Genomic DNA, 17,231 nt, shown 5'->3' with positions numbered 1-17,231 from the left:
TCTGGTAACGGTCGGGTAGAGGAGCGGAATGACGATGAACACCACTTCAGAGCGGCGCGGCTGGACGCAAAACCCGGATGCGGTGAAGCAGGACATCCTTGCGGTGGCGGTGTCGGAATTCGCTTCGAACGGGCTGTCCGGGACGCGCGTGGATACCATCGCTTCACGCACGCGCACGTCCAAGCGCATGATCTATTACTACTTCGGGGACAAGCTGGGCCTGTACACCCGCGCGCTGGAGGCTGCCTATCTCAAGGTCCGCGAAGGCGAAGCGACCCTCGACCTCGATCACCTGCCGCCGAGGGAAGCCCTGGCCAAACTCGTCGCCTTCACCTTTGACCATCACCGCGAGAACCCCGACTTCATCCGCATGGTGATGATCGAGAACATCCACAACGCGGAACATCTGGCGGCGTCCGAAGTGATACGCGACCTGAATGTCGCGGCTATCGAGAAGTTGGCGGTGATCTGCCGCCGCGGTCAGGCCCAGGGTGTCTTCCGCGCAGGTATCGACCCGCTCAGCCTGCACTGGCAGATCAGCGCGTTCAGCTTCTTCAACGTGTCGAACCGTCCGACGTTTTCTGCGATCTTTGGCGCCGCGTTGTTCGAAGACGCGGCCCAGACGACCCTTCGCCAGCAGATCGTGGAGGCGATCCTCGGGATCGTTTCGAAGCCTGCCACAGAGGGTTAGCGCGCTATCCTGAGAACCACGGTCGAAGGACTGGAGCGTCCCGCCCCCCCTGCGCGAGGCGGCGGACGGAAACCGGGACCCGCCTGTTGTATCCGGCAGCGAACGCACGAAGGCGAATGCCCCGTTTATCCGGAAAATGACTCTGGTCGCGCCGCGCCGGACATTGAGCTGACGGTCACATGATGTCAGTCACTGCGACCGCCGGTGTCAGCCAGACGGGATCAGGCGGTTTCAGTTCGCCCGTGCAGCGACAGAGTCATGTGCGAAGGTCGGCCGGCACGTCCACGGCCAATTCGGTTGCTGACTTGATCAGCCGTTCCGCGGTGCCTGGCGAAATCGGAATGCCGTCACGCTGCCTGATGGCTGCGGTTCTCGCGCCCCTTTCGCCCGGTAGAAGAATTGGCGCGTCGGTGCTGGACCGAAGCCCATGAATTCCGTCTGAAAGTTCAGTCATGGCGATCTGGAAATCACTCGCTGATCCAAATGCCTCCGGATCGGCGGCGATGACGAGACCGTTGAAGGGCTCGGACCCGGACCCGGACCCGCCAAGAATGGGACCAATGACCGGCAGGCCGGCCAATACGCTCGCCAGCACTTCGATCATCAAGGAAAGACCGGACCCTTTTGGGCCGGCCATCGGCAAGAGGACCGCGATCTTGGCCGGATCGGTTGTCGGGTTGCCGTCCTTGTCGATGCCCCATCCCTCGGGGACTTCGATGCCCTTGTCCTTGGCCGCAGTGACCTTGCCGAGCGCGACGGCAGAGGTCGACATGTCCAGGATCACTGGTGCCCCGCCTGCCACCGGGGCCGCGATGGAGATCGGGTTGGTCGAAAGCGCGGCGTCGCGGGAGCCGAAGTAGCTCATCAGCGGCTTGGATGCGGACATCGCGATGCCGATCAATCCTTGCCCCGCCAGTGCCCCGGTGAAGTAGCCGAGCGCCCCGCAGTGCGAGATGTTCCGTGCCGCGCACCAGCCGATGCCATGCGTCGCAGCCAGCGTCGCCGCAGACTTTACCGCCGCGTTCATGCCGACGGCGCCAGCGCAGCGCCCTCCGTCGAGGACTGCGATCGCGCCTTTGCCGCGCACTGTCCGGGGGACCGAGTCCGGGACGACCAACCCCAGCTTCACCATCTCGATATAGCGCGGGATGCGCAGCACGCCGTGACTTTCGATGCCGCGCAGGTTCGCCCAGACCAGAAGACTGGCGGTCTGCCGCGCCGAGTCCTCTGCGAAGCCTCCGGCGGTCAGCAGGGCGTGGGCGAACCCGGTCAGGGCCTCGGCGCTGATTGTCGGCATACGCGGGTCTCCGGATCAGGTGGTCAGCGGCGAAGGGAAGAATTTGTCGAGCCAGCCCTTCATCATCATCTTGGTGCGTGGCGCGTCGCTCGGGGCCAGCGGGAAGTGCGCCGTCGTGTCGACAAGCATCAGTTCCGTCGGCTGCCCGGCCTTCTCGAACATCCGGACGGATTCGATGGTCGGGGTGATCGTGTCATGTGCCGTGTGGAACAGCAGCAGCGGGCGGGGCGCGATATTCGCCACCACGTCATCGGCCCGGAAGTTCATCATCGACCACGCGGTTTCGGTCGGGATTTCCATGATCGCCTTGGGCGAGAGGTTCTTGCGCAGAGCCGGCGGGATCGGCACGGCGTCGAAACGGGACATCCACGCGCTTTCGCCGGTTGCCTGCTTGTGCGCGCGGCCATCGTTGAGGATGCCGGTAAATTTCGCCCATGCCTCGGGCGTCGGATGCTGGGCGCGGAACTTGCGTTCCCCGTCGCCCCAACCGCAGGAGGAGAGGCAGCAGGCGACGCGGTCGTCGACACCGGCGGTGTAAACGGAGACGGCGGCGCCGAAGCTGTGGCCGGTGATGCCGATCTTCTTCGGATCGACTTCGGGCCGCTTGGCCAGCCAGGTCAGGGCGTTCTTGGCGTCGGCCACCTGATCGAAGCAGCGGACCTGCGCACGCTCGCCCTCGGAATCGCCGCAGCAGCGGAAGTCGAAGCGCAGGGCGACGTAGCCGAAGCTCTCCATCATCTCCGCCTGGATCTGTGCGTGGCTTTCGTCTTTCGAGCCGACGAATCCATGGCACACGATGAAGGCGGGCAGGGGCGTGCCGTCGTAGCCTTCCGGGACGTGGATCACACCGGAGAGTTTCAGTCCGTCGGATTCGAAGGTTACGTTTTCCTGCATTGCAGAATTCCTGTCCTGAGGGCCGCGGAGCGGCGTCGAAGGTCACCCGGCAGCTCGGCCAGAGCCGCGCCGGGCGTCTTGGTCAGTCGAGCGACTGGAAGGGGAAATGCGCCTCGCGCCATTCGAGCGGAGCCGGGGTGCCCCACACGTTCATTTCGCGCACGTTGCCCGGACGCTCGAGGTTGGTGATGATCCGCGGCTGGAAATGCGCGTCGTCGGGAATGATGGCCATCGGGCCCGAGCATTCGACGATGCAGCCCGCCGGGTCGTAGTAGTACGCGTAGGTGTTGTCGCCGGGGCGGTGACGGCCGGGTCCCCAGATCAGCTGACGGTCATGCCGGTCGAGGATGTCGCCGAGGCGGCAGTACATATTGAATTCGGGGAACTCGAACGAGTAGTGGTGCACCCCTACCGCGCCCTTCACCAGCCCGAGGATGTGGTGCTGCCGGTTGCCGCCATACATCCAGGTCAGCGAGTCGTTGGCCAGCTTTTCGGACATCCGCATCCCGCAGATCGCCGTCAGCTGGTGCCGTGTCGCGTCGGGGTTCGGAGAGATCAGGTTGACGTGGTCGAGACGGCGCGGTCCGACACCAACGGTATCGTAACGCGGGCGATACAGGTCATCGCGCGTCGGCGTGTGGATCTCGAACCGCAAGCCTTCGGGGGTGGCGAACGTGACGCCCGCGTCCATGCAGGACAGGCTGGGTTCGTCCGAGAGGATGCGGCAGCCGGCGCCTTCGACATTGGCCTTCGCGGCGGCCACGTCATCTGCTGTCAGGGCTTCGAGGCCGATGGTGTGGAAGCTCTTTTCGTCGGCCCGGACAACGACCAGTTCCGCTGCGCGCCCGTTGGCGCTGAGCCAGACCTCGCTGTCCGTGCGATTCGTCACGCGCAGGCCAAGGACATCGGTCGAGTCCTTCACCAGAGCGTCCATGTCCGTCGTGTTCAGTTTGACGTGGCCTATGGCGAAAACGAGCTGTTTCATCGTCGGTCCTCCCCCTCCGGTCACCGAGTGTTCCAAGTTTCTTAGACAGCTTTTGCGGCGACGGCAACAATTTTCGAAAAAGATGATAATTACGAAAAGAAACCGGTGGCGTCGCTGTCCTGAGCGACCGGATTCGCCAGCAGGCCCACGCCGGGAATCTCGATCTCGACGAGGTCACCGGCGTTGAGAAACTCGGGCGGGGTCCGTGTGCTTCCGAAGCCGGAGGGTGTGCCGGTCGCGATGACGTCGCCGGTTTGCAGCGGCGCGAAGGTCGAGATGTAGCTGATGAGCCAAGGGATATCGAAGATCATGTCCGCCATCCGGATCGCCTGCTTCACCACGCCGTTGACCCGCGTTTCCAGCCGCAGAGCAGAGGGGTCCGGGACTTCGTCGACCGTGACCAGCGAAGGCCCGAAGGCGCCGCTGCGGGCAAAGTTCTTGCCGGGTGTGAACTGGGTCGAATGCTTCTGCCAGTCACGCACGCTGCCGTCGTTGAAACAGGCAAAGCCTGCGACGTGCCGCATCGCGTCAACCCTTGATATCTTGTGGCCGGGCAGGCCGATAACGACGGCCAGCTCGCCTTCGAAGTCGAACTTTTCGGACACGGACGGCTTCAGGATCGGCTGTCCGTGGCCGACCTGGGCTTCTGCAATCCGCATGAAGATCAGCGGGTATTCCGGATCGGGCTTTCCCTGCCGTGCCGGTTCGTGAAAGTTGGTCGCGATGCAGAAGATCTTTCCCGGTCTTGGAATCGGCGGAAGCAGGTGAAGCCCTGCAAGCGGCAGCGTCTCGGCGTCCGCCGGCATCTGTTGCCGGTGCCTCGGCAGGGCGAGCCATGCCCTGAGATCGACCGGGGCACCGGCCGTCGAATCAAGCCGGTGGACGACATCATCAGAGATCGCTCCGTACCCTGCGTCACCGGCGTGAAGGAAGCTGATCAGGCGCATCCCTGCTCTCGTTTTCGAAATTATACGCCTATGACGATAATCATGTCTTGCGCAACACATCAACAATTTCGAAAATATTGCTGAGTTTCATATGCGCATCTATGTTGATACACAGGCAAGAGGCTCCGACCGTTCAGGGTCGGGGCACTATGGTTCAGGCAGGAACACATCATGGAGCAGGTCCGGCAAAAGGGTGAAACGCGGGCGAGCGATGTGCTCCAGCGTCTGCGCGACGACATCCTGAGCTGCGAGCTCGAACCCGGCTCCAAGCTGAAGTTCGAAGCCCTTCGGGAGCGCTACGAAGTCAGTTTCTCGACCCTGCGCGAGGCTTTGGCGCGGCTGGCGGCGGAGAGCCTCGTGACGTCCGAAGGACAGCGCGGCTTTGTCGTCGCACCGGTCTCCATCGAGGACCTTCAGGACCTGACGAACGCCCGCGTCCTGCTGGAACGGGAAAACCTGCGCCTTTCGATGGAGAAGGGCGATGACGCCTGGGAGGCGCATATACTGGCGACCTATCACAGGATGGATCGCCTGCAGAACCGTCTGGGAGACCACTATTATTTCGATCCGGAGTGGGCGCAGCTCCACAGTGGCTTCCACCATTCACTGGTCTGTGCCAGCGGGTCTCCGGTGCTTCTTGAAATGCGGGAGAAGCTTTTCGAGCGGGCGCATCGTTACCGGCGGATGTCCTCCCAGTTCCGCACCCAGTGGCGTCCGAAAGAGATTGAGCACAAGGCCATCATGGACGCGGTCCTGGACCGTGAACCCGTCGCGCTCGACCTGATCGAGCAGCATATCCGAGAGACGACGGACAACGTGATTACCTTTGCAGGACACCTGTTCCGCGGCCCGCAGGGCGAAGCCGTTTAGACGTTAGCTCCGCCGACGTCCGCGCCGTTCCGAACTGAAATCATCACAGCATCGTTTGCAAACGGGTCCGGCAGCCTCGCGACCGCGGGGTCTGTGGCGATGCCGCACGCATTGCGAAAAGTGTTTGCTTTTTCGAAAATTGCGAATAAGTCTGATGATGGCCGTAAGGTCGCCGCTGTTCCGGGGAGGGCTACCGCGGCAATGAGGGGGGACTCGCCGATGACTGGCTTCGTCGATTCTGGGGCTGACGATATCCGGACCGTCTCCGTGATGGTCGGAAGCCTGCGCAAGGCGGCGTTCAGCGGTCGCCTGGCCCGCAGCCTGTCCGCGCTCGCGCCCTCCGACCTGCGGGTCGAACTGTTGCCGTCGGTCGGTTTGCTGCCCCTCTACGATCAGGACATCCTCGACGAAGAAGTCCCGCAGGCGGTCACGGAACTCGCTGGCTTGATCTCGAAGTCGGATGCGTTCGCCATCGTGTCCCCGGAGTACAACTGGTCGATCCCCGGCGTGTTGAAGAACGCGCTGGACTGGCTGTCGCGGCTCAAGCCGCAGCCGCTCGAGGACAAGCCGGTGATCCTGCTGACATGCTCACCCGGACTGCTGGGCGGGGCGCGGGCACATGCGCCGATCCGAAACGTGTTGCACGCGCTGGACACCCGCATCCTGGCAAGGCCCGAGGTTCAGATTTCCGGCGTCGCCCAGAAGCTGGAGGGCGACAGCATTTCGGATCCGGCCACGGCAGACTTCGTCACGGCGCGACTGAAAGCCTTCAACGAATTCATAAGGCGCTGAGAGCGGACGGGAGGGAGATCGGTCCAATGTCTCACACATTTCCTGCACATCTCTTCGTGAACGTGGCGCTTATCGCGCTCGGCCTCGGTTTCTCGGCGGCGGCCTATGGCTACGGTCTTGGCTCCATCGACTATTTCGGCGCGGGCACCTTCCCGTTCTTCCTCGGTCTGGGGCTCATTGGCTTTGCGCTCGTCGATCTCGTCGGGCGGCGGTCCGTCGCAGAGACCGGGGACGCCGAAACCCCGGTCGACCTGCCCCGGTTCGCCTGCGTGATCGGGTCGCTTCTGGCGTTCGCGCTGTTGTTGAACCCCCTCGGCTTTGTCCCCGCCATCCTTGTGTCCACCATGGTTGCGCTGGCTGCGGATGTCCGGGCGCATCCGGTTATCGCGGTGGTCTACGCGGTCGGGCTGACCGCCGCCTGCTACCTCGTTTTCCTGCGCGGCCTCGGGCTGCCGATCTCTGCATTCTGGTAGGCCGATGGAACTCCTCGACGGACTGAGCCTCGGTTTCGCGACTGCGCTGCAAATGCAGAACCTGAGCTACGCGCTGCTTGGCGTCGTTCTGGGGCAGGCGGTCGGTGTGTTGCCGGGCGTCGGCGCGATGACGGCGATTTCACTGTTGCTGCCGATCACATTCTACCTCGATGCGACGCAGTCGATGATCATGCTTGCGGGCATCTATTACGGCTCGCAATACGGCGGGTCGATTGCGTCGATCCTGCTGTCATTGCCGGGGACGCCGTCTTCCGTCGTGACCTGTTTCGACGGTCACCCGATGGCCAAGAAGGGCGAGGCGGGGCACGCTCTCATGCTCGCCGCTTTGGCCTCGCTCTTCGGGTCGGTGGTGGGCGTGACGATCCTTGTGCTGGGGGCCATGCCGCTGGCCCGGATCGCGTTGCAGTTCGGGGCGCCGGAATACTTCTCGCTGATCACACTGGGGATGATCGGAGCCTCGGTGGTGTCGAGCGGCGCGATGCACAGGGCGATCGCGATGCTGGTCTTCGGCGTGCTGCTCGGCATGATCGGAACGGATGTGAACACCGGGGCCTACCGCTATGTCCTGATCCCCGAGATTGCGGATGGCATTTCGCTGGTCGCACTCGCCATCGGGCTTTTCGGGGTTGCCGAGATCATCTCCACGCCCGCCGGGTCACGCGGGGGCAACGCCATCGCGCTCAAGACCGGCTGGGCCCAGTTCCTGCCAAATCGGGAGACGATGCGCGGTTTCTTCGCGCCGGCGTCGCGCGGGGCGGGGATCGGATCGGCGTTCGGGACGCTGCCGGGCACAGGTGCTGCCATCGCCTCCTTCGTGGCCTATGCGGTCGAGATGCGGCTCTCCAGGACCCCGCGGGAATTCGGCAAGGGCAAGAAGGAGGGGCTGGTCGCGCCCGAGTCCTCCAACAACGCGGCCGCGATCACCGGGTTCATTCCGACACTGACGCTCGGCATCCCCGGCGATGCGGTGATGGCCCTGATGCTGGGCGCGCTGATCATCAACGGGATCGTACCCGGACCGACGGTGATCACCGACCACCCCTCGCTGTTCTGGGGCGTGATTGCCAGCTTCATCGTCGGCAACGTGCTGCTTCTGCTGATCAATCTGCCATTGATCCGGGTCTGGGTCCGGCTGCTGAGCATACCCTACTGGCTGCTGTTTCCGGGTATCCTCGCGTTCGTCAGCGTCGGCGTCTACAGCTTTCGCAACTCTGTCGTGGACGTCTGGACCGCGCTGCTCTTTGGCGTCGCCGGGGCTGTCCTGAAGCGCGCCGACTATCCGCTGCCGCCGATCCTTCTGGGCTTCATCCTGGGCCCGATGATGGAGGAATACCTGCGCCGTTCGATGCTGCTGAACGATGGCGACGTGACCGTGTTCTTCACCCGTCCGATCAGCGCCGTCTTCATGGCGGGCACCGTTCTTCTGCTTGTCACACCGCTCATCGGGCCCGCCGTCCGGAGGCTGCGCGGAACGTCAGGCGATCACCTGCCCGAAGGGGCGAACACACGGGAGAGAGACCAATGATCAAGAAGATGCTCACAGGGCTGGCCGTCGTGCTGGCCAGCGCCACCGCTCCGGCCTGGGCGGAAGGCTATCCGGACCATCCGGTCCGCATCATCCACGGCTTCGGGCCGGGCGGGAACGCGGACACCGTGGCGCGCCTGATCGCCGAGCCGATGAGCCTGGAACTGGGCCAGCCCTTCGTCGTCGAGCCGAAGCCCGGTGCGGGTGGCAACGTCGGGTCGGACTTTGTCGCGCATTCCGATCCGGCCGGCTACACGCTGCAGCTGATGGTCGGCGGGCATTCGGTATCGGGCGCGCTCTACCGGAGCCTGAACTTCGACGCGGTCGAGGACTTCACCTTCATCACCCGCATCTCCTTCTTCCCGTTCTTCATCGCCGCCCGTCCCGGCGCCTATGAGAATGTGGAGGCTCTGGTTGCCGCGGCTAAGGACGGCCGGGTCAAATGGGGCTCTGCCGGTGTCGGGACGACCCAGCACCTGACCGGAGAGCTCATGGCCAAGACCACGGGCGGCAACTTCCTCCACATCCCCTACAAGGGCGATGCCGGTGCGCTGGCCGCGCTTCTGGGCGGTGAGGTCGACATGATCGTCTCTGCCGGAACCAGCGTGCTGAGCCAGGCGGCCTCGGGCGAGGTCGATCTGCTGGCCGTGTCCTGGGATCGTCCGTGGCCGACAACGCCGGACGTTCCGACCCTTGGCGACACCGTCGCACCGGGTTTCAACGTTTTCTCCTGGCTGGGCCTCGGCGCGCCTGCGGGTCTTCCGGCGGATATCACCGCAAAGCTGCATGATGCGGCCGTCAAAGCGATCGAGAGCGAGGCCGTCAGCACTCAGCTGACCGCGCTCGGCGGTGTGCCGAGCCCGCAGTCCCCGGAAGAGTTCCGCGACATGGTGGCCGGTCAGGTCAAGACCTGGAACGAGGTCATCGACTCCGTCGGTATCGAACGGAAGTGACTATATGCTCCGGCGCCGGTCATCCCGGCGCCGGTCGCCCAGGGGGACAGGATGGACCAGAACCGTACAGAAGCTGAAGTGACGGCGGGTTTGAGATCGCTGGAGCTCTATGCCATCGAGACATCTCCGGCGCGGTCCGACCGGACGCGCGCCGTTCTGCCCGATCATATCCGGCACCAAATCGAACTCGAGCAGCGCGGTATCCTGTTCAGTGCCGGTCCGCTCTTCGAAGAGGGCTCGGACATTCCTGTGGCTGGCTTGATCGTGATCCGCGCGCAGGACTTCGAAGAAGCACGTGCCATTGCCGACAGCGATCCGTTTCACGCACAGGGCATCCGCAGTTACACGATCAGAAAGTGGGTCGTGAACGAAGGCTCGTTCCAGCAGACGATCCGCCTGTCGAACCAGTCGGTGGTGTTCAGTTGAAGCTGAGCTGGCGTCTGAGGGCAGGAGTGGAAATTACATAACGTTGATTCCGCGTTTCGCGTAGCCCTCACCGGTCGCGTGTCCAAGAACCGGATCGGCCCGGCGGTCCGGGTTCTTGCTGCGGATATCGTCAGGGACCGCTACGCCGCCGACATCTGATGGATCGGCGCGGACCGCCATCGAACCCCTGCCCCCGCCGGCGCGTCGCGCGATCACCTTCGGCCGGGCTATCATTCACGCCGCCGCTCTCGAAAGCTCGCGATCGTATGCATCCAGATACCACATCATGAGCTCCCTCTGGCTGCTGATACAGAGGCGACGGTACGCGCGTTTCCGGTATGTAAAGACACTTTCCTTGCCGATCTCCAGGTCGAGGGAAATCCCGCAGGTCGACATCCCGTAGAGGATTCGTGCGCAGACCTGACCTTCTCTGGGTGTCAGCAGGTTGGTGCCTGCGACGAATGCTTCAATCTGGTCCAGCGTTTCCAGCGGAGCGACACTCTGCTGGCGCTTGTGCGCCAGCTCTATGTGACGGGAGGCCAGCGAATGCAGGAGCGGTGACAGCTGACGGAGGTTGGCGATCTGATCGGGACGCAGCTCAAGACGCGTGTCATCCCGCAGGATATGGATGGCGGAAAGCAGGCTGCCCGCCGAACCCGCGATGATCACGCGCTGGTGCCGGTTCAGGTCGTAACCGCGTGGCGCATCCTCGCCCGAAATGGACACCACCGTGCCGTCTGTCCGGGCGTCCCGAAGCAGCATCCGCAGCGTCATGGGGGTGAACTCGGGTCTCGTGCCGAACAGGTCCTGATGTCCCGACTGTCCCGCGACCAAGATGTCGCCGCGGTCGAGGAAAAGCAGCCGACACGCGTCCGCGTCAAACACCGAGCAGACCGAATGGTAGAGCCCCTCCGCGAAAGACGGTGTCCCGACCAGCTGAACGTTCATCGCAATGGACGTCAAACTCGTTGGATGTCCGTTCGTCGATATGTCCGGGCCAGTACAAGCGCGGTCAAGCATGAGTAGTCCTCCCCAGGGAAACACTGGGCCTCACCGCGATTCAGTTCAACAAAAATATATGTGCGTAAGAATTTTTCGACGTGCGATATTCGTTAAAATGCGGAAAAATAACGATTAAAAATCTACAGTAAAATAGATTCAAGCTGGGAATCTTCTCATAAATCTACGCTGTAATAGATTTTTGTGCGACTCTTGAGTGCCGGGCTGATGGCTGACAGTCACGTCGGCCGTTCCGGTCTGGCTGAGGGCAACGCCCTTTCCCTTGCCCGATTTCAGGCTCGGCGCGACAGAGGTCCTGTTGCGCCGGTTGAACTTGCCGGGACTGGCCGATGCGGATGCCCTGCCGATGACCTCGGCTGCGGCTCAGTGACCTGCCGCGCGGTTTCCCGCCAGAGGCCAGGGTCCAATGCCCGCAGTCCAAACCTTCGTGGTGTTTGCCGCGGGCCCGATTGATGGCATGTCTTCTGATCCGCAGGTGCCAGGTTCAGGCCTGCCCGGAGAGCCGGTTGATCAGGATGTCGCCCTGCCGCACCGTCTCCACCTCACCGCGACGGACGAGCCTGTTCACATGCGCCAGTGTTTCGGTGAACGCAAAGCTCATCTGGTGCGGATCGAGTTCCCGAGGGAAGAGGATCGGGACGAGCTCGGCGTTGGTGTGAGGGCGAACCGCGCAGGCCTGGCGGATAAGATCGCAGCGCTCTTCGTGGTGGATTTCCAGTTCCCGGCACCGTGAATGCAGCCCGTAGAACGGGCGCCTGTGGCCGGGCAGGACAAGCGTATCGGACGGGATCTCGGCACTGAGAAACCTCAGCGATCGCAGAAAGTGCCCCAGGGGGTCGCCGTGCCGCTCGCTTGCGTAGACGCTGACATTGGGCGAAATCTTCTCGAGAACCTGATCGGCGGCGAAAAGCAGCTTTTCGTCTTCGCAGTAGAGCAGCAATTGCTCGTGCGCATGCCCGTCACCGGTTACCACGCGGAACGTCCGGTCCCCGATTGCGAGGATGTCGGGCATGACCAGTCGCAGGAACGAGTCCGGCAGTTCGCCGACCCTGCGCAGGTAATCGTTACCCTGAATGGCCACGATCCCCGCGCCTTCGCTCGACATGCCATGGCTTATGTAGAAATCGAAGTTGCTGCGGGTCTGCTTCTCGCTTTCGCCGAGAGAGATCACCTTGCTGCCCATGTATGTCGAGTAGGTGGACAACATCGGCGCGTCGAAACGGTCGCACATCCACCCGGCAAGACCAATGTGATCGGGATGGTGATGGGTGATGATGACCTTCGTGATCGTGGCGCCAGCAAGCGGGCCCGAAAAGTACCGTTCCCATGCCGCAATGGCGTCCGGTGTCTTGATGCCCGTGTCGATGACGGCCCATCCCCCGTGATCCCGGACGAGATAGATGTTCACATGATCCAGACGGTAGGGCAGCGGAATGCGCAGCCACAGGAGGCCGTCGGCAATCTCGATGACGTCCCCGAAGTCTGGCATCTCGCTGAAAGGAAATCTGAGATCGGGTTGCGTGGTCATCGAGATGCCCTCTCTATTCGGTGCTTCGGCGGACAGGATCGTCCCAACCTACCCCGTACTTCCAGCTGGAAAGAGGTGTCGACGCCGATGTGCGCCTGTCGAAAGTGTTTGCGAGTGACTGCTGCACGCGCGCGACTGCCGGCCGGGGCTCGATGGCCCCGGCACTTGTGCGTCGGCCCTGCGCCATCGGAAGGGTCGGTGGCTCTGGTTGAATGGCGTATTCGGGCCCGCACAATTCACATTCCTCCGCCGCGGGACGGGACAGACGTGGGCGCGTCAGTCCCAATAGGGAACGTCGTGCCAGCGCTTGGCGATTTCCTCCAGCATCACCTCTGTGGCGCCGCCGCCGATGGCGTGCAGGCGCGCGTCGCGCACCATGCGCTCGATCACGCCCTCGCGGATATAGCCCATTCCGCCGTGATACTGCTGGCAGGCATACATGACCTCGTTGGTCACCTCGGGGCAAAGGGCCTTGACCATCGACACCTCGCGCGCGGATTCAAGGCCGTTGTCATGCAGCCAGGCGGCGTAATAGGTGAGCTGCTTGGCCGCCTCCAGCTTGGCGTGAAGTTCGGCCAGACGCAGGCGGATGGCCTGCTTTTCGATCAGGGGAGAGCCGAAGGCCACGCGTTCGCGAAGATAGTCGATGGTCCGCTTCATTGCCACCGACGCCTCGCCGGTGGACATCCCGCCAAGCGCGATGCGTTCGGACTGGAAGTTCTTCATGACCGAGTAGAAGCCCTTCCCTTCCTCGCCCAGCAGGTTCTCCTGCGGGACGCGGACGTTGTCGAATATCAGCTCGGCCGTGTCCGAACACCAGTCGCCCATCTTTTCCAGACGCCGCCCCACGCTGAACCCCGGCGTGCCCTTCTCGACGATGAACATCGAAAGGCCTCGCGCCCCGCGGGAGTCCGGGTCAGTGCGGGCCGCGACGAAGAACACGTCGCCATAGGCGCCGTTGGTGATCCAGAACTTGGATCCGTTGATCACCCAATCGTCCCCGTCGCGCCATGCGCGGGTGCGCATGCCCGCAACGTCCGAGCCCGCTTCCGGCTCACTGACCGCAATGCCACAGACCTTGCGGCCCATGATCAGGTCCTCGGCGTAGCGTTCGAGCTGCTCCGGGGTGCCAGCCGTCAGCAGATGCGGCGAGGCCATGGCGGTATGCACCATCACCGCGACTGTCACGCCGCCCCACGTGGAGCGCGCCAGTTCCTCGGCCAGCACCAGCAGGCCGAACATGCCCATGTCCGAGCCGCCCAGTTCCTCGGGGAAGCGGACGCCGAGGAAGCCGAGCTCGCCCATCTCGCGGAACAGCTCGCGCGGGATCTTCTGCTCGCGCTCCCACTCTTCGCCGAAGGGGGTGATCCGCTCGGATACGAAGCGACGAAGCTGGCGGCGGAACTGTTCGTGCTCTTCGGTGAAGTGCGGTGATCTCATGGGCGAGGTCCTCGGTCTGGATCAATATTGGTGGGATGTCCGGCATCGAAAGGCTGCGCTGGCGCGCGTTGCCTCACGCATCGGACAAAGGCGCTTAGGAACAGGGCCTGCGGCTGTTCATCAGGGAAACTGGCGCCAGATTGCCGGGGGAGCGGGCTGTCAGCTCCGCGATCCGGCTGCGCCGTTTGCGAACGTGCATTTCGCTGCGGGGCAAAGCGGTCCGGCCGGCGAGCGGCACGCCGATCGCGCCAGCTTGCTGGTCGTCGGCGACAGAGCGCGCCGCCCTGCCCCGTAGGCTCCGGTGCATCGGCAAACATCAGTCGTTCTTGACGGTCGCACGGGGCAGCGACACGCTGCGGCCGGCCTGGATTTCGCGTTCGGCAATCTCGCGCAGCTTGAAGCGGCGCACCTTGCCTGTCGCGGTCAGGGGGAGCGCGTCGATCACGATCAGGCCACGGGGACGCTTGTAGCGGGCCAGTTCGATCTCGCAATGGCGCAGGATTTCCTCGCCGCTTGCGGTCACGCCCGGTCTCAGCACGACAAGCGCGTGGATGACCTCGCCCTTGATTTCGTCCGGCAGGCCGACAACCCCGGCCGACTCCACCGCCGGATGTGACAGGCAGGCGTTCTCGACCTCCTTGGGGTAGACGTTGAACCCGTTGGAGACGATCATGTCCTTCTTGCGGTCGAGGATGTAGAGGTTGCCCTCTTCGTCGAGCTTGCCGATATCCCCGGTGCGCAGCCAGCCGTCCTTGATCGTGGTCGCGGTCAGCTCGGGCTGGTTCCAGTAGCATTGCATGAACGTACCGGAGCGGAACCAGATTTCGCCCGCTTCGCCCAAGGGCACGTCGTGGTTCTCTTCATCGACGATGCGGGTCTCCACGCCCTCCATCATCGTCCCGCATGACCCTTCGGGATGGTCGCGGCCGGGCAGTTCGCTCGTGGCGACGGTGCTGATCTCGGTCATGCCGTAGGACTCGCAGACAGCCGCCCCGATGCGCTTGTTGATGCGGGTCTTCAGCGTGGGCGACACCGGCCCGCCACCGACAGCGGTCAGGCGGATCGAACTGAGATCACGGCCCTGGATCGCGGTCTGGTCGAACATCCGGGCATAAAGGGTCGGAACGGCAGCGATCACCGTCACCTTCTCGCCTTCGATCAGGTCGAGAGCGGGCTCCACGGAAAAGCTGTCCATCACCACCACCCGCGCATGGGTGATGGCGGGATAGAGGAAATCGTAGCTGAACCCGAACAGGTGGAACGAGGGCAGCACGGCCAGAAAAACGTCCGACGCCTCATACTCCATACGGGCGATCATCCGGCGGGCGTTGAGCAGCAGCCGGTCATGTTGCAGCACGATACCCTTGGGCGTGCCTGTGGTGCCGGAGCTATAGATGATCAGGCAAGCGTCCGAAGGGTCGGAGCGCGCTCCTTCAGCGGTGCCTGATCGGAGATCGCCTCGGCATAGTCTGTATAACCTGCGACCGGACCGTCGGTGGACAGTCGGACCTCGAGTTCGCCGAAGGGGTCCTCCCCGATCTCGGTCAGCAGGCGCGCCGAGGCGACCACGCCCCTTGGCCCGCAATCGGAAACGAGGCGACGGATTTCGTTGGCGGCGGTCTGGGTGTTGATGGGCACGATCACGGCGCCCACCATCGAGGCCGCTACGTAGAACTCGTAAATCTCGCGCTGATTTCCCAGCAGACAGGCGATGCGGTCGCCTCTTCCAAGGCCCGCGGCTGCAAAAACACCGGCCAGGCGCCGCGCCCGGTCCCATGTCTCGGCATAGGTCGCAGCCTCGCCGCGGCTTGGAATATCGAAATGCGGGCGGTCACCTGCCATTTCGGCAGTTGCCGCGAAGACGGCGTCGATCGTCTGGGGCAGAGGAGAGGTCATTTCAATGTCCATACTTTGGTGAGGGTCGCAAGATAGGGCTTCGCGGGTCGCGGCGAGTATTCACAGCTGCGGCCACGGGTGGGCTGCGACCGGCCAGACCGATCCTTGAATGTTCCATGATGCCTCCCCTGCATGCCGCTGTCGGACCGTAGTCGGTCACCGGCGGCTGCCTCTCGTTCCTGCTGTCTCTGCAGCCACGTCCTGGGCAGAGGGCCGCCCTCCTGCAGATCGGCCTCACCGCGCATTATTTCTAATGCAGTGTAAAAATAGTTTGTATGGAGGGGACGCCATCGCGTCAAGCGTCATGTTTGAGCCACCGTGCCGGATCGCAGGAGGTGCGCTGCGTTTCTTAGGAAAAGGCCGTGATTCAATTGGCGCTGACAGCCTGTCATACGGTCTTTCCAGCGCGTTTCCCTGCCGAAATACTCGGTGAGGTTTCTAACGCATGGTATGTTTTTGGTCGCGCGGGCCGTGCAGGACCGCTCAGCGTTGCGCAGTCGGGAACGGGCAGTCAGCCCGCAGCATTCGACCCGACATCCGGGTTCTCAAGCAGCCCATGGCAGACCGTGTGACCGCCATCGGCACGGATCGTCTGGCCGTTGAGCAGGGCCAGATCCATCTCGAGCAGTTGCGCGGTCAGCACGCCAACCTCTTCTGCGCTCAGTGCGCGGCCCAGCGTGGTCTGGCGGCGCAGATAGGCACGGACATCGGGTCGCGCCATGTAGTCGCGGTTCATGTCGGTTTCGACATAACCGGGTGCGAGATCGACCACGTTGATCCCGTGCGGTCCCCATTCGGCCGCCAGTGCCCGTGTGAGCGCGCCGGCCGCAGCCTTCGAGGCGCTGTAGCAGGCATTCATCGGTGCACCCAGAGTCTCGAAGACCGAGCCGATATTGATGATGTCACCACCCTGTTCGATCAGGTGCGGATATACCTCCCGCGCGGCGGCAAACACGCCGAGCGCGTTCACTTCGAGCATCCGGAGGAAAGCCGCGTTTGAGACCCTGGCCGATCGACCGCCTTCATGCACGCCTGCGTTGTTCACAAGTGCTCGGATGCCGCCGAAATCCTTCGCGATACGGTTGAAGACGTCAGCCAGTGCGGTGGCGTCGGTGATATCCACAGCGTAGCCGCGTAGCGCCGGACCCGAAGTGGGGTTTCTGCCTTGATCCATGGGAAGACCGTCCGGCTGAAGAGCGGTCGAAGCCACTCCTTCAGGTACGGTTCCCCCGCGAGACAGGCAGGCGACCGCGGCCCCGCGTGCATGCAGCGCCCGGGCAATCTGAGCGCCGATGCCTCGACTGGCACCTGTGACGACGACTGCGTGTTCGGGTCGAAGGCTTGTCATCCTGCTCGTTCCTCCACGCTCAAGGCGCGCGCCGCACCTCGCCAATGGGAAGGCGTGATTGATGCAGGTTGCAGCGGTGAAGTAGACGCCGGCCTGGGTGAATATCGGGGCCCCTGTATCGGGCG

Annotated in this window: 17 protein-coding genes; 7 read left to right on the top strand and 10 right to left on the bottom strand. The window is 63.4% G+C overall.

Going from position 1 to position 17,231, the window contains the following annotated elements; all coding sequences use genetic code 11:
- The first annotated feature begins 34 nt into the window (after positions 1 to 34).
- A complete protein-coding gene (locus tag ATO6_RS20205; protein ID WP_217899035.1) occupies positions 35 to 691 on the top strand; it encodes a TetR/AcrR family transcriptional regulator in 657 nt (218 codons plus the stop codon).
- Positions 692 to 947: 256 nt separating this feature from the next.
- Here ATO6_RS20205 and ATO6_RS20200 read toward each other — a convergent pair whose 3' ends face one another.
- The 4 genes from ATO6_RS20200 to ATO6_RS20185 all read right to left on the bottom strand — a co-directional run bounded on the left by ATO6_RS20200 (position 948) and on the right by ATO6_RS20185 (position 4,814).
- Complete coding sequence (locus ATO6_RS20200) at positions 948 to 1,988, bottom strand: Ldh family oxidoreductase (RefSeq protein WP_088625859.1); 1,041 nt, start codon at positions 1,986 to 1,988, stop codon at positions 948 to 950.
- 15 nt (positions 1,989 to 2,003) lie between these two features.
- Positions 2,004 to 2,882 carry an alpha/beta hydrolase gene (locus ATO6_RS20195; protein ID WP_088625858.1) on the bottom strand — a complete coding sequence of 293 codons (879 nt, stop codon included), beginning with the start codon at positions 2,880 to 2,882 and terminating at the stop codon, positions 2,004 to 2,006.
- An 82-nt stretch (positions 2,883 to 2,964) separates the two neighbouring features.
- Entirely contained in the window at positions 2,965 to 3,867 is a 903-nt protein-coding gene (locus ATO6_RS20190) for a VOC family protein (RefSeq protein ID WP_088625857.1), read from the bottom strand.
- Positions 3,868 to 3,956: 89 nt separating this feature from the next.
- Positions 3,957 to 4,814 carry a fumarylacetoacetate hydrolase family protein gene (locus ATO6_RS20185; protein ID WP_088625856.1) on the bottom strand — a complete coding sequence of 286 codons (858 nt, stop codon included), beginning with the start codon at positions 4,812 to 4,814 and terminating at the stop codon, positions 3,957 to 3,959.
- A gap of 171 nt (positions 4,815 to 4,985) precedes the next feature.
- On the opposite strand from ATO6_RS20185, the gene ATO6_RS20180 reads away from it, so the two are divergent.
- The 6 genes from ATO6_RS20180 to ATO6_RS20155 all read left to right on the top strand — a co-directional run bounded on the left by ATO6_RS20180 (position 4,986) and on the right by ATO6_RS20155 (position 9,874).
- On the top strand, positions 4,986 to 5,684 hold the full coding sequence (locus tag ATO6_RS20180) for a GntR family transcriptional regulator (RefSeq protein WP_088625855.1): 699 nt from the start codon (positions 4,986 to 4,988) through the stop codon (positions 5,682 to 5,684).
- Positions 5,685 to 5,903: 219 nt separating this feature from the next.
- Complete coding sequence (locus ATO6_RS20175; protein WP_176441033.1) at positions 5,904 to 6,476, top strand: NADPH-dependent FMN reductase; 573 nt, start codon at positions 5,904 to 5,906, stop codon at positions 6,474 to 6,476.
- 26 nt (positions 6,477 to 6,502) lie between these two features.
- Positions 6,503 to 6,949 carry a tripartite tricarboxylate transporter TctB family protein gene (locus ATO6_RS20170; protein ID WP_176441032.1) on the top strand — a complete coding sequence of 149 codons (447 nt, stop codon included), beginning with the start codon at positions 6,503 to 6,505 and terminating at the stop codon, positions 6,947 to 6,949.
- Between the two features lie 4 nt (positions 6,950 to 6,953).
- Complete coding sequence (locus ATO6_RS20165; protein WP_088625852.1) at positions 6,954 to 8,495, top strand: tripartite tricarboxylate transporter permease; 1,542 nt, start codon at positions 6,954 to 6,956, stop codon at positions 8,493 to 8,495.
- On the top strand, positions 8,492 to 9,448 hold the full coding sequence (locus ATO6_RS20160; protein WP_088625851.1) for a tripartite tricarboxylate transporter substrate binding protein: 957 nt from the start codon (positions 8,492 to 8,494) through the stop codon (positions 9,446 to 9,448). Before ATO6_RS20165 ends, ATO6_RS20160 begins: the two co-directional genes overlap by 4 nt.
- Before the next feature lie 51 nt (positions 9,449 to 9,499).
- Positions 9,500 to 9,874: a YciI family protein gene (locus tag ATO6_RS20155; RefSeq protein WP_088625850.1), complete on the top strand. Its 375-nt coding sequence runs from the start codon at positions 9,500 to 9,502 to the stop codon at positions 9,872 to 9,874.
- A 234-nt stretch (positions 9,875 to 10,108) separates the two neighbouring features.
- On the opposite strand, the gene ATO6_RS20145 is transcribed toward ATO6_RS20155, so the two are convergent.
- From ATO6_RS20145 to ATO6_RS20120, 6 genes are all read right to left on the bottom strand, one after another.
- Entirely contained in the window at positions 10,109 to 10,894 is a 786-nt protein-coding gene (locus ATO6_RS20145) for a LuxR C-terminal-related transcriptional regulator (protein WP_088625848.1), read from the bottom strand.
- A 484-nt stretch (positions 10,895 to 11,378) separates the two neighbouring features.
- Positions 11,379 to 12,422 (bottom strand): MBL fold metallo-hydrolase, encoded by a 1,044-nt coding sequence (locus ATO6_RS20140; protein WP_088625847.1) that lies wholly within the window; start codon positions 12,420 to 12,422, stop codon positions 11,379 to 11,381.
- A 276-nt stretch (positions 12,423 to 12,698) separates the two neighbouring features.
- Positions 12,699 to 13,862, bottom strand: coding sequence for an acyl-CoA dehydrogenase family protein (locus ATO6_RS20135; RefSeq protein ID WP_088625846.1), 1,164 nt, complete (start codon positions 13,860 to 13,862; stop codon positions 12,699 to 12,701).
- A 316-nt stretch (positions 13,863 to 14,178) separates the two neighbouring features.
- Positions 14,179 to 15,258, bottom strand: coding sequence for a class I adenylate-forming enzyme family protein (locus ATO6_RS20130; protein WP_254919224.1), 1,080 nt, complete (start codon positions 15,256 to 15,258; stop codon positions 14,179 to 14,181).
- Positions 15,259 to 15,260: 2 nt separating this feature from the next.
- Entirely contained in the window at positions 15,261 to 15,770 is a 510-nt protein-coding gene (locus tag ATO6_RS25510) for an AMP-binding protein (protein ID WP_088625844.1), read from the bottom strand.
- Positions 15,771 to 16,269: 499 nt separating this feature from the next.
- On the bottom strand, positions 16,270 to 17,106 hold the full coding sequence (locus ATO6_RS20120) for an SDR family NAD(P)-dependent oxidoreductase (RefSeq protein WP_254919223.1): 837 nt from the start codon (positions 17,104 to 17,106) through the stop codon (positions 16,270 to 16,272).
- Positions 17,107 to 17,231 lie beyond the last annotated feature (125 nt).

The organism is Oceanicola sp. 22II-s10i (assembly GCF_002210105.1).
In the GTDB taxonomy this organism is placed as follows: domain Bacteria; phylum Pseudomonadota; class Alphaproteobacteria; order Rhodobacterales; family Rhodobacteraceae; genus Pseudooceanicola.
This window is presented reverse-complemented; position numbering and strand designations above follow the sequence as displayed.

Coding starts and splice junctions, on each gene's coding strand:
- ATO6_RS20160 (WP_088625851.1), top strand. CDS start 8,492: ATGATCAAGAAGATGCTCACAGGGCTGGCCGTCGTGCTGGCCAGCGCC.
- ATO6_RS20205 (WP_217899035.1), top strand. CDS start 35: ATGAACACCACTTCAGAGCGGCGCGGCTGGACGCAAAACCCGGATGCG.
- ATO6_RS20195 (WP_088625858.1), bottom strand. CDS start 2,882: ATGCAGGAAAACGTAACCTTCGAATCCGACGGACTGAAACTCTCCGGT.
- ATO6_RS20175 (WP_176441033.1), top strand. CDS start 5,904: ATGACTGGCTTCGTCGATTCTGGGGCTGACGATATCCGGACCGTCTCC.
- ATO6_RS20165 (WP_088625852.1), top strand. CDS start 6,954: ATGGAACTCCTCGACGGACTGAGCCTCGGTTTCGCGACTGCGCTGCAA.
- ATO6_RS20185 (WP_088625856.1), bottom strand. CDS start 4,814: ATGCGCCTGATCAGCTTCCTTCACGCCGGTGACGCAGGGTACGGAGCG.
- ATO6_RS20200 (WP_088625859.1), bottom strand. CDS start 1,988: ATGCCGACAATCAGCGCCGAGGCCCTGACCGGGTTCGCCCACGCCCTG.
- ATO6_RS20170 (WP_176441032.1), top strand. CDS start 6,503: ATGTCTCACACATTTCCTGCACATCTCTTCGTGAACGTGGCGCTTATC.
- ATO6_RS20155 (WP_088625850.1), top strand. CDS start 9,500: ATGGACCAGAACCGTACAGAAGCTGAAGTGACGGCGGGTTTGAGATCG.
- ATO6_RS20180 (WP_088625855.1), top strand. CDS start 4,986: ATGGAGCAGGTCCGGCAAAAGGGTGAAACGCGGGCGAGCGATGTGCTC.
- ATO6_RS25510 (WP_088625844.1), bottom strand. CDS start 15,770: ATGGACATTGAAATGACCTCTCCTCTGCCCCAGACGATCGACGCCGTC.
- ATO6_RS20140 (WP_088625847.1), bottom strand. CDS start 12,422: ATGACCACGCAACCCGATCTCAGATTTCCTTTCAGCGAGATGCCAGAC.
- ATO6_RS20190 (WP_088625857.1), bottom strand. CDS start 3,867: ATGAAACAGCTCGTTTTCGCCATAGGCCACGTCAAACTGAACACGACG.
- ATO6_RS20120 (WP_254919223.1), bottom strand. CDS start 17,106: ATGACAAGCCTTCGACCCGAACACGCAGTCGTCGTCACAGGTGCCAGT.
- ATO6_RS20145 (WP_088625848.1), bottom strand. CDS start 10,894: ATGCTTGACCGCGCTTGTACTGGCCCGGACATATCGACGAACGGACAT.
- ATO6_RS20135 (WP_088625846.1), bottom strand. CDS start 13,862: ATGAGATCACCGCACTTCACCGAAGAGCACGAACAGTTCCGCCGCCAG.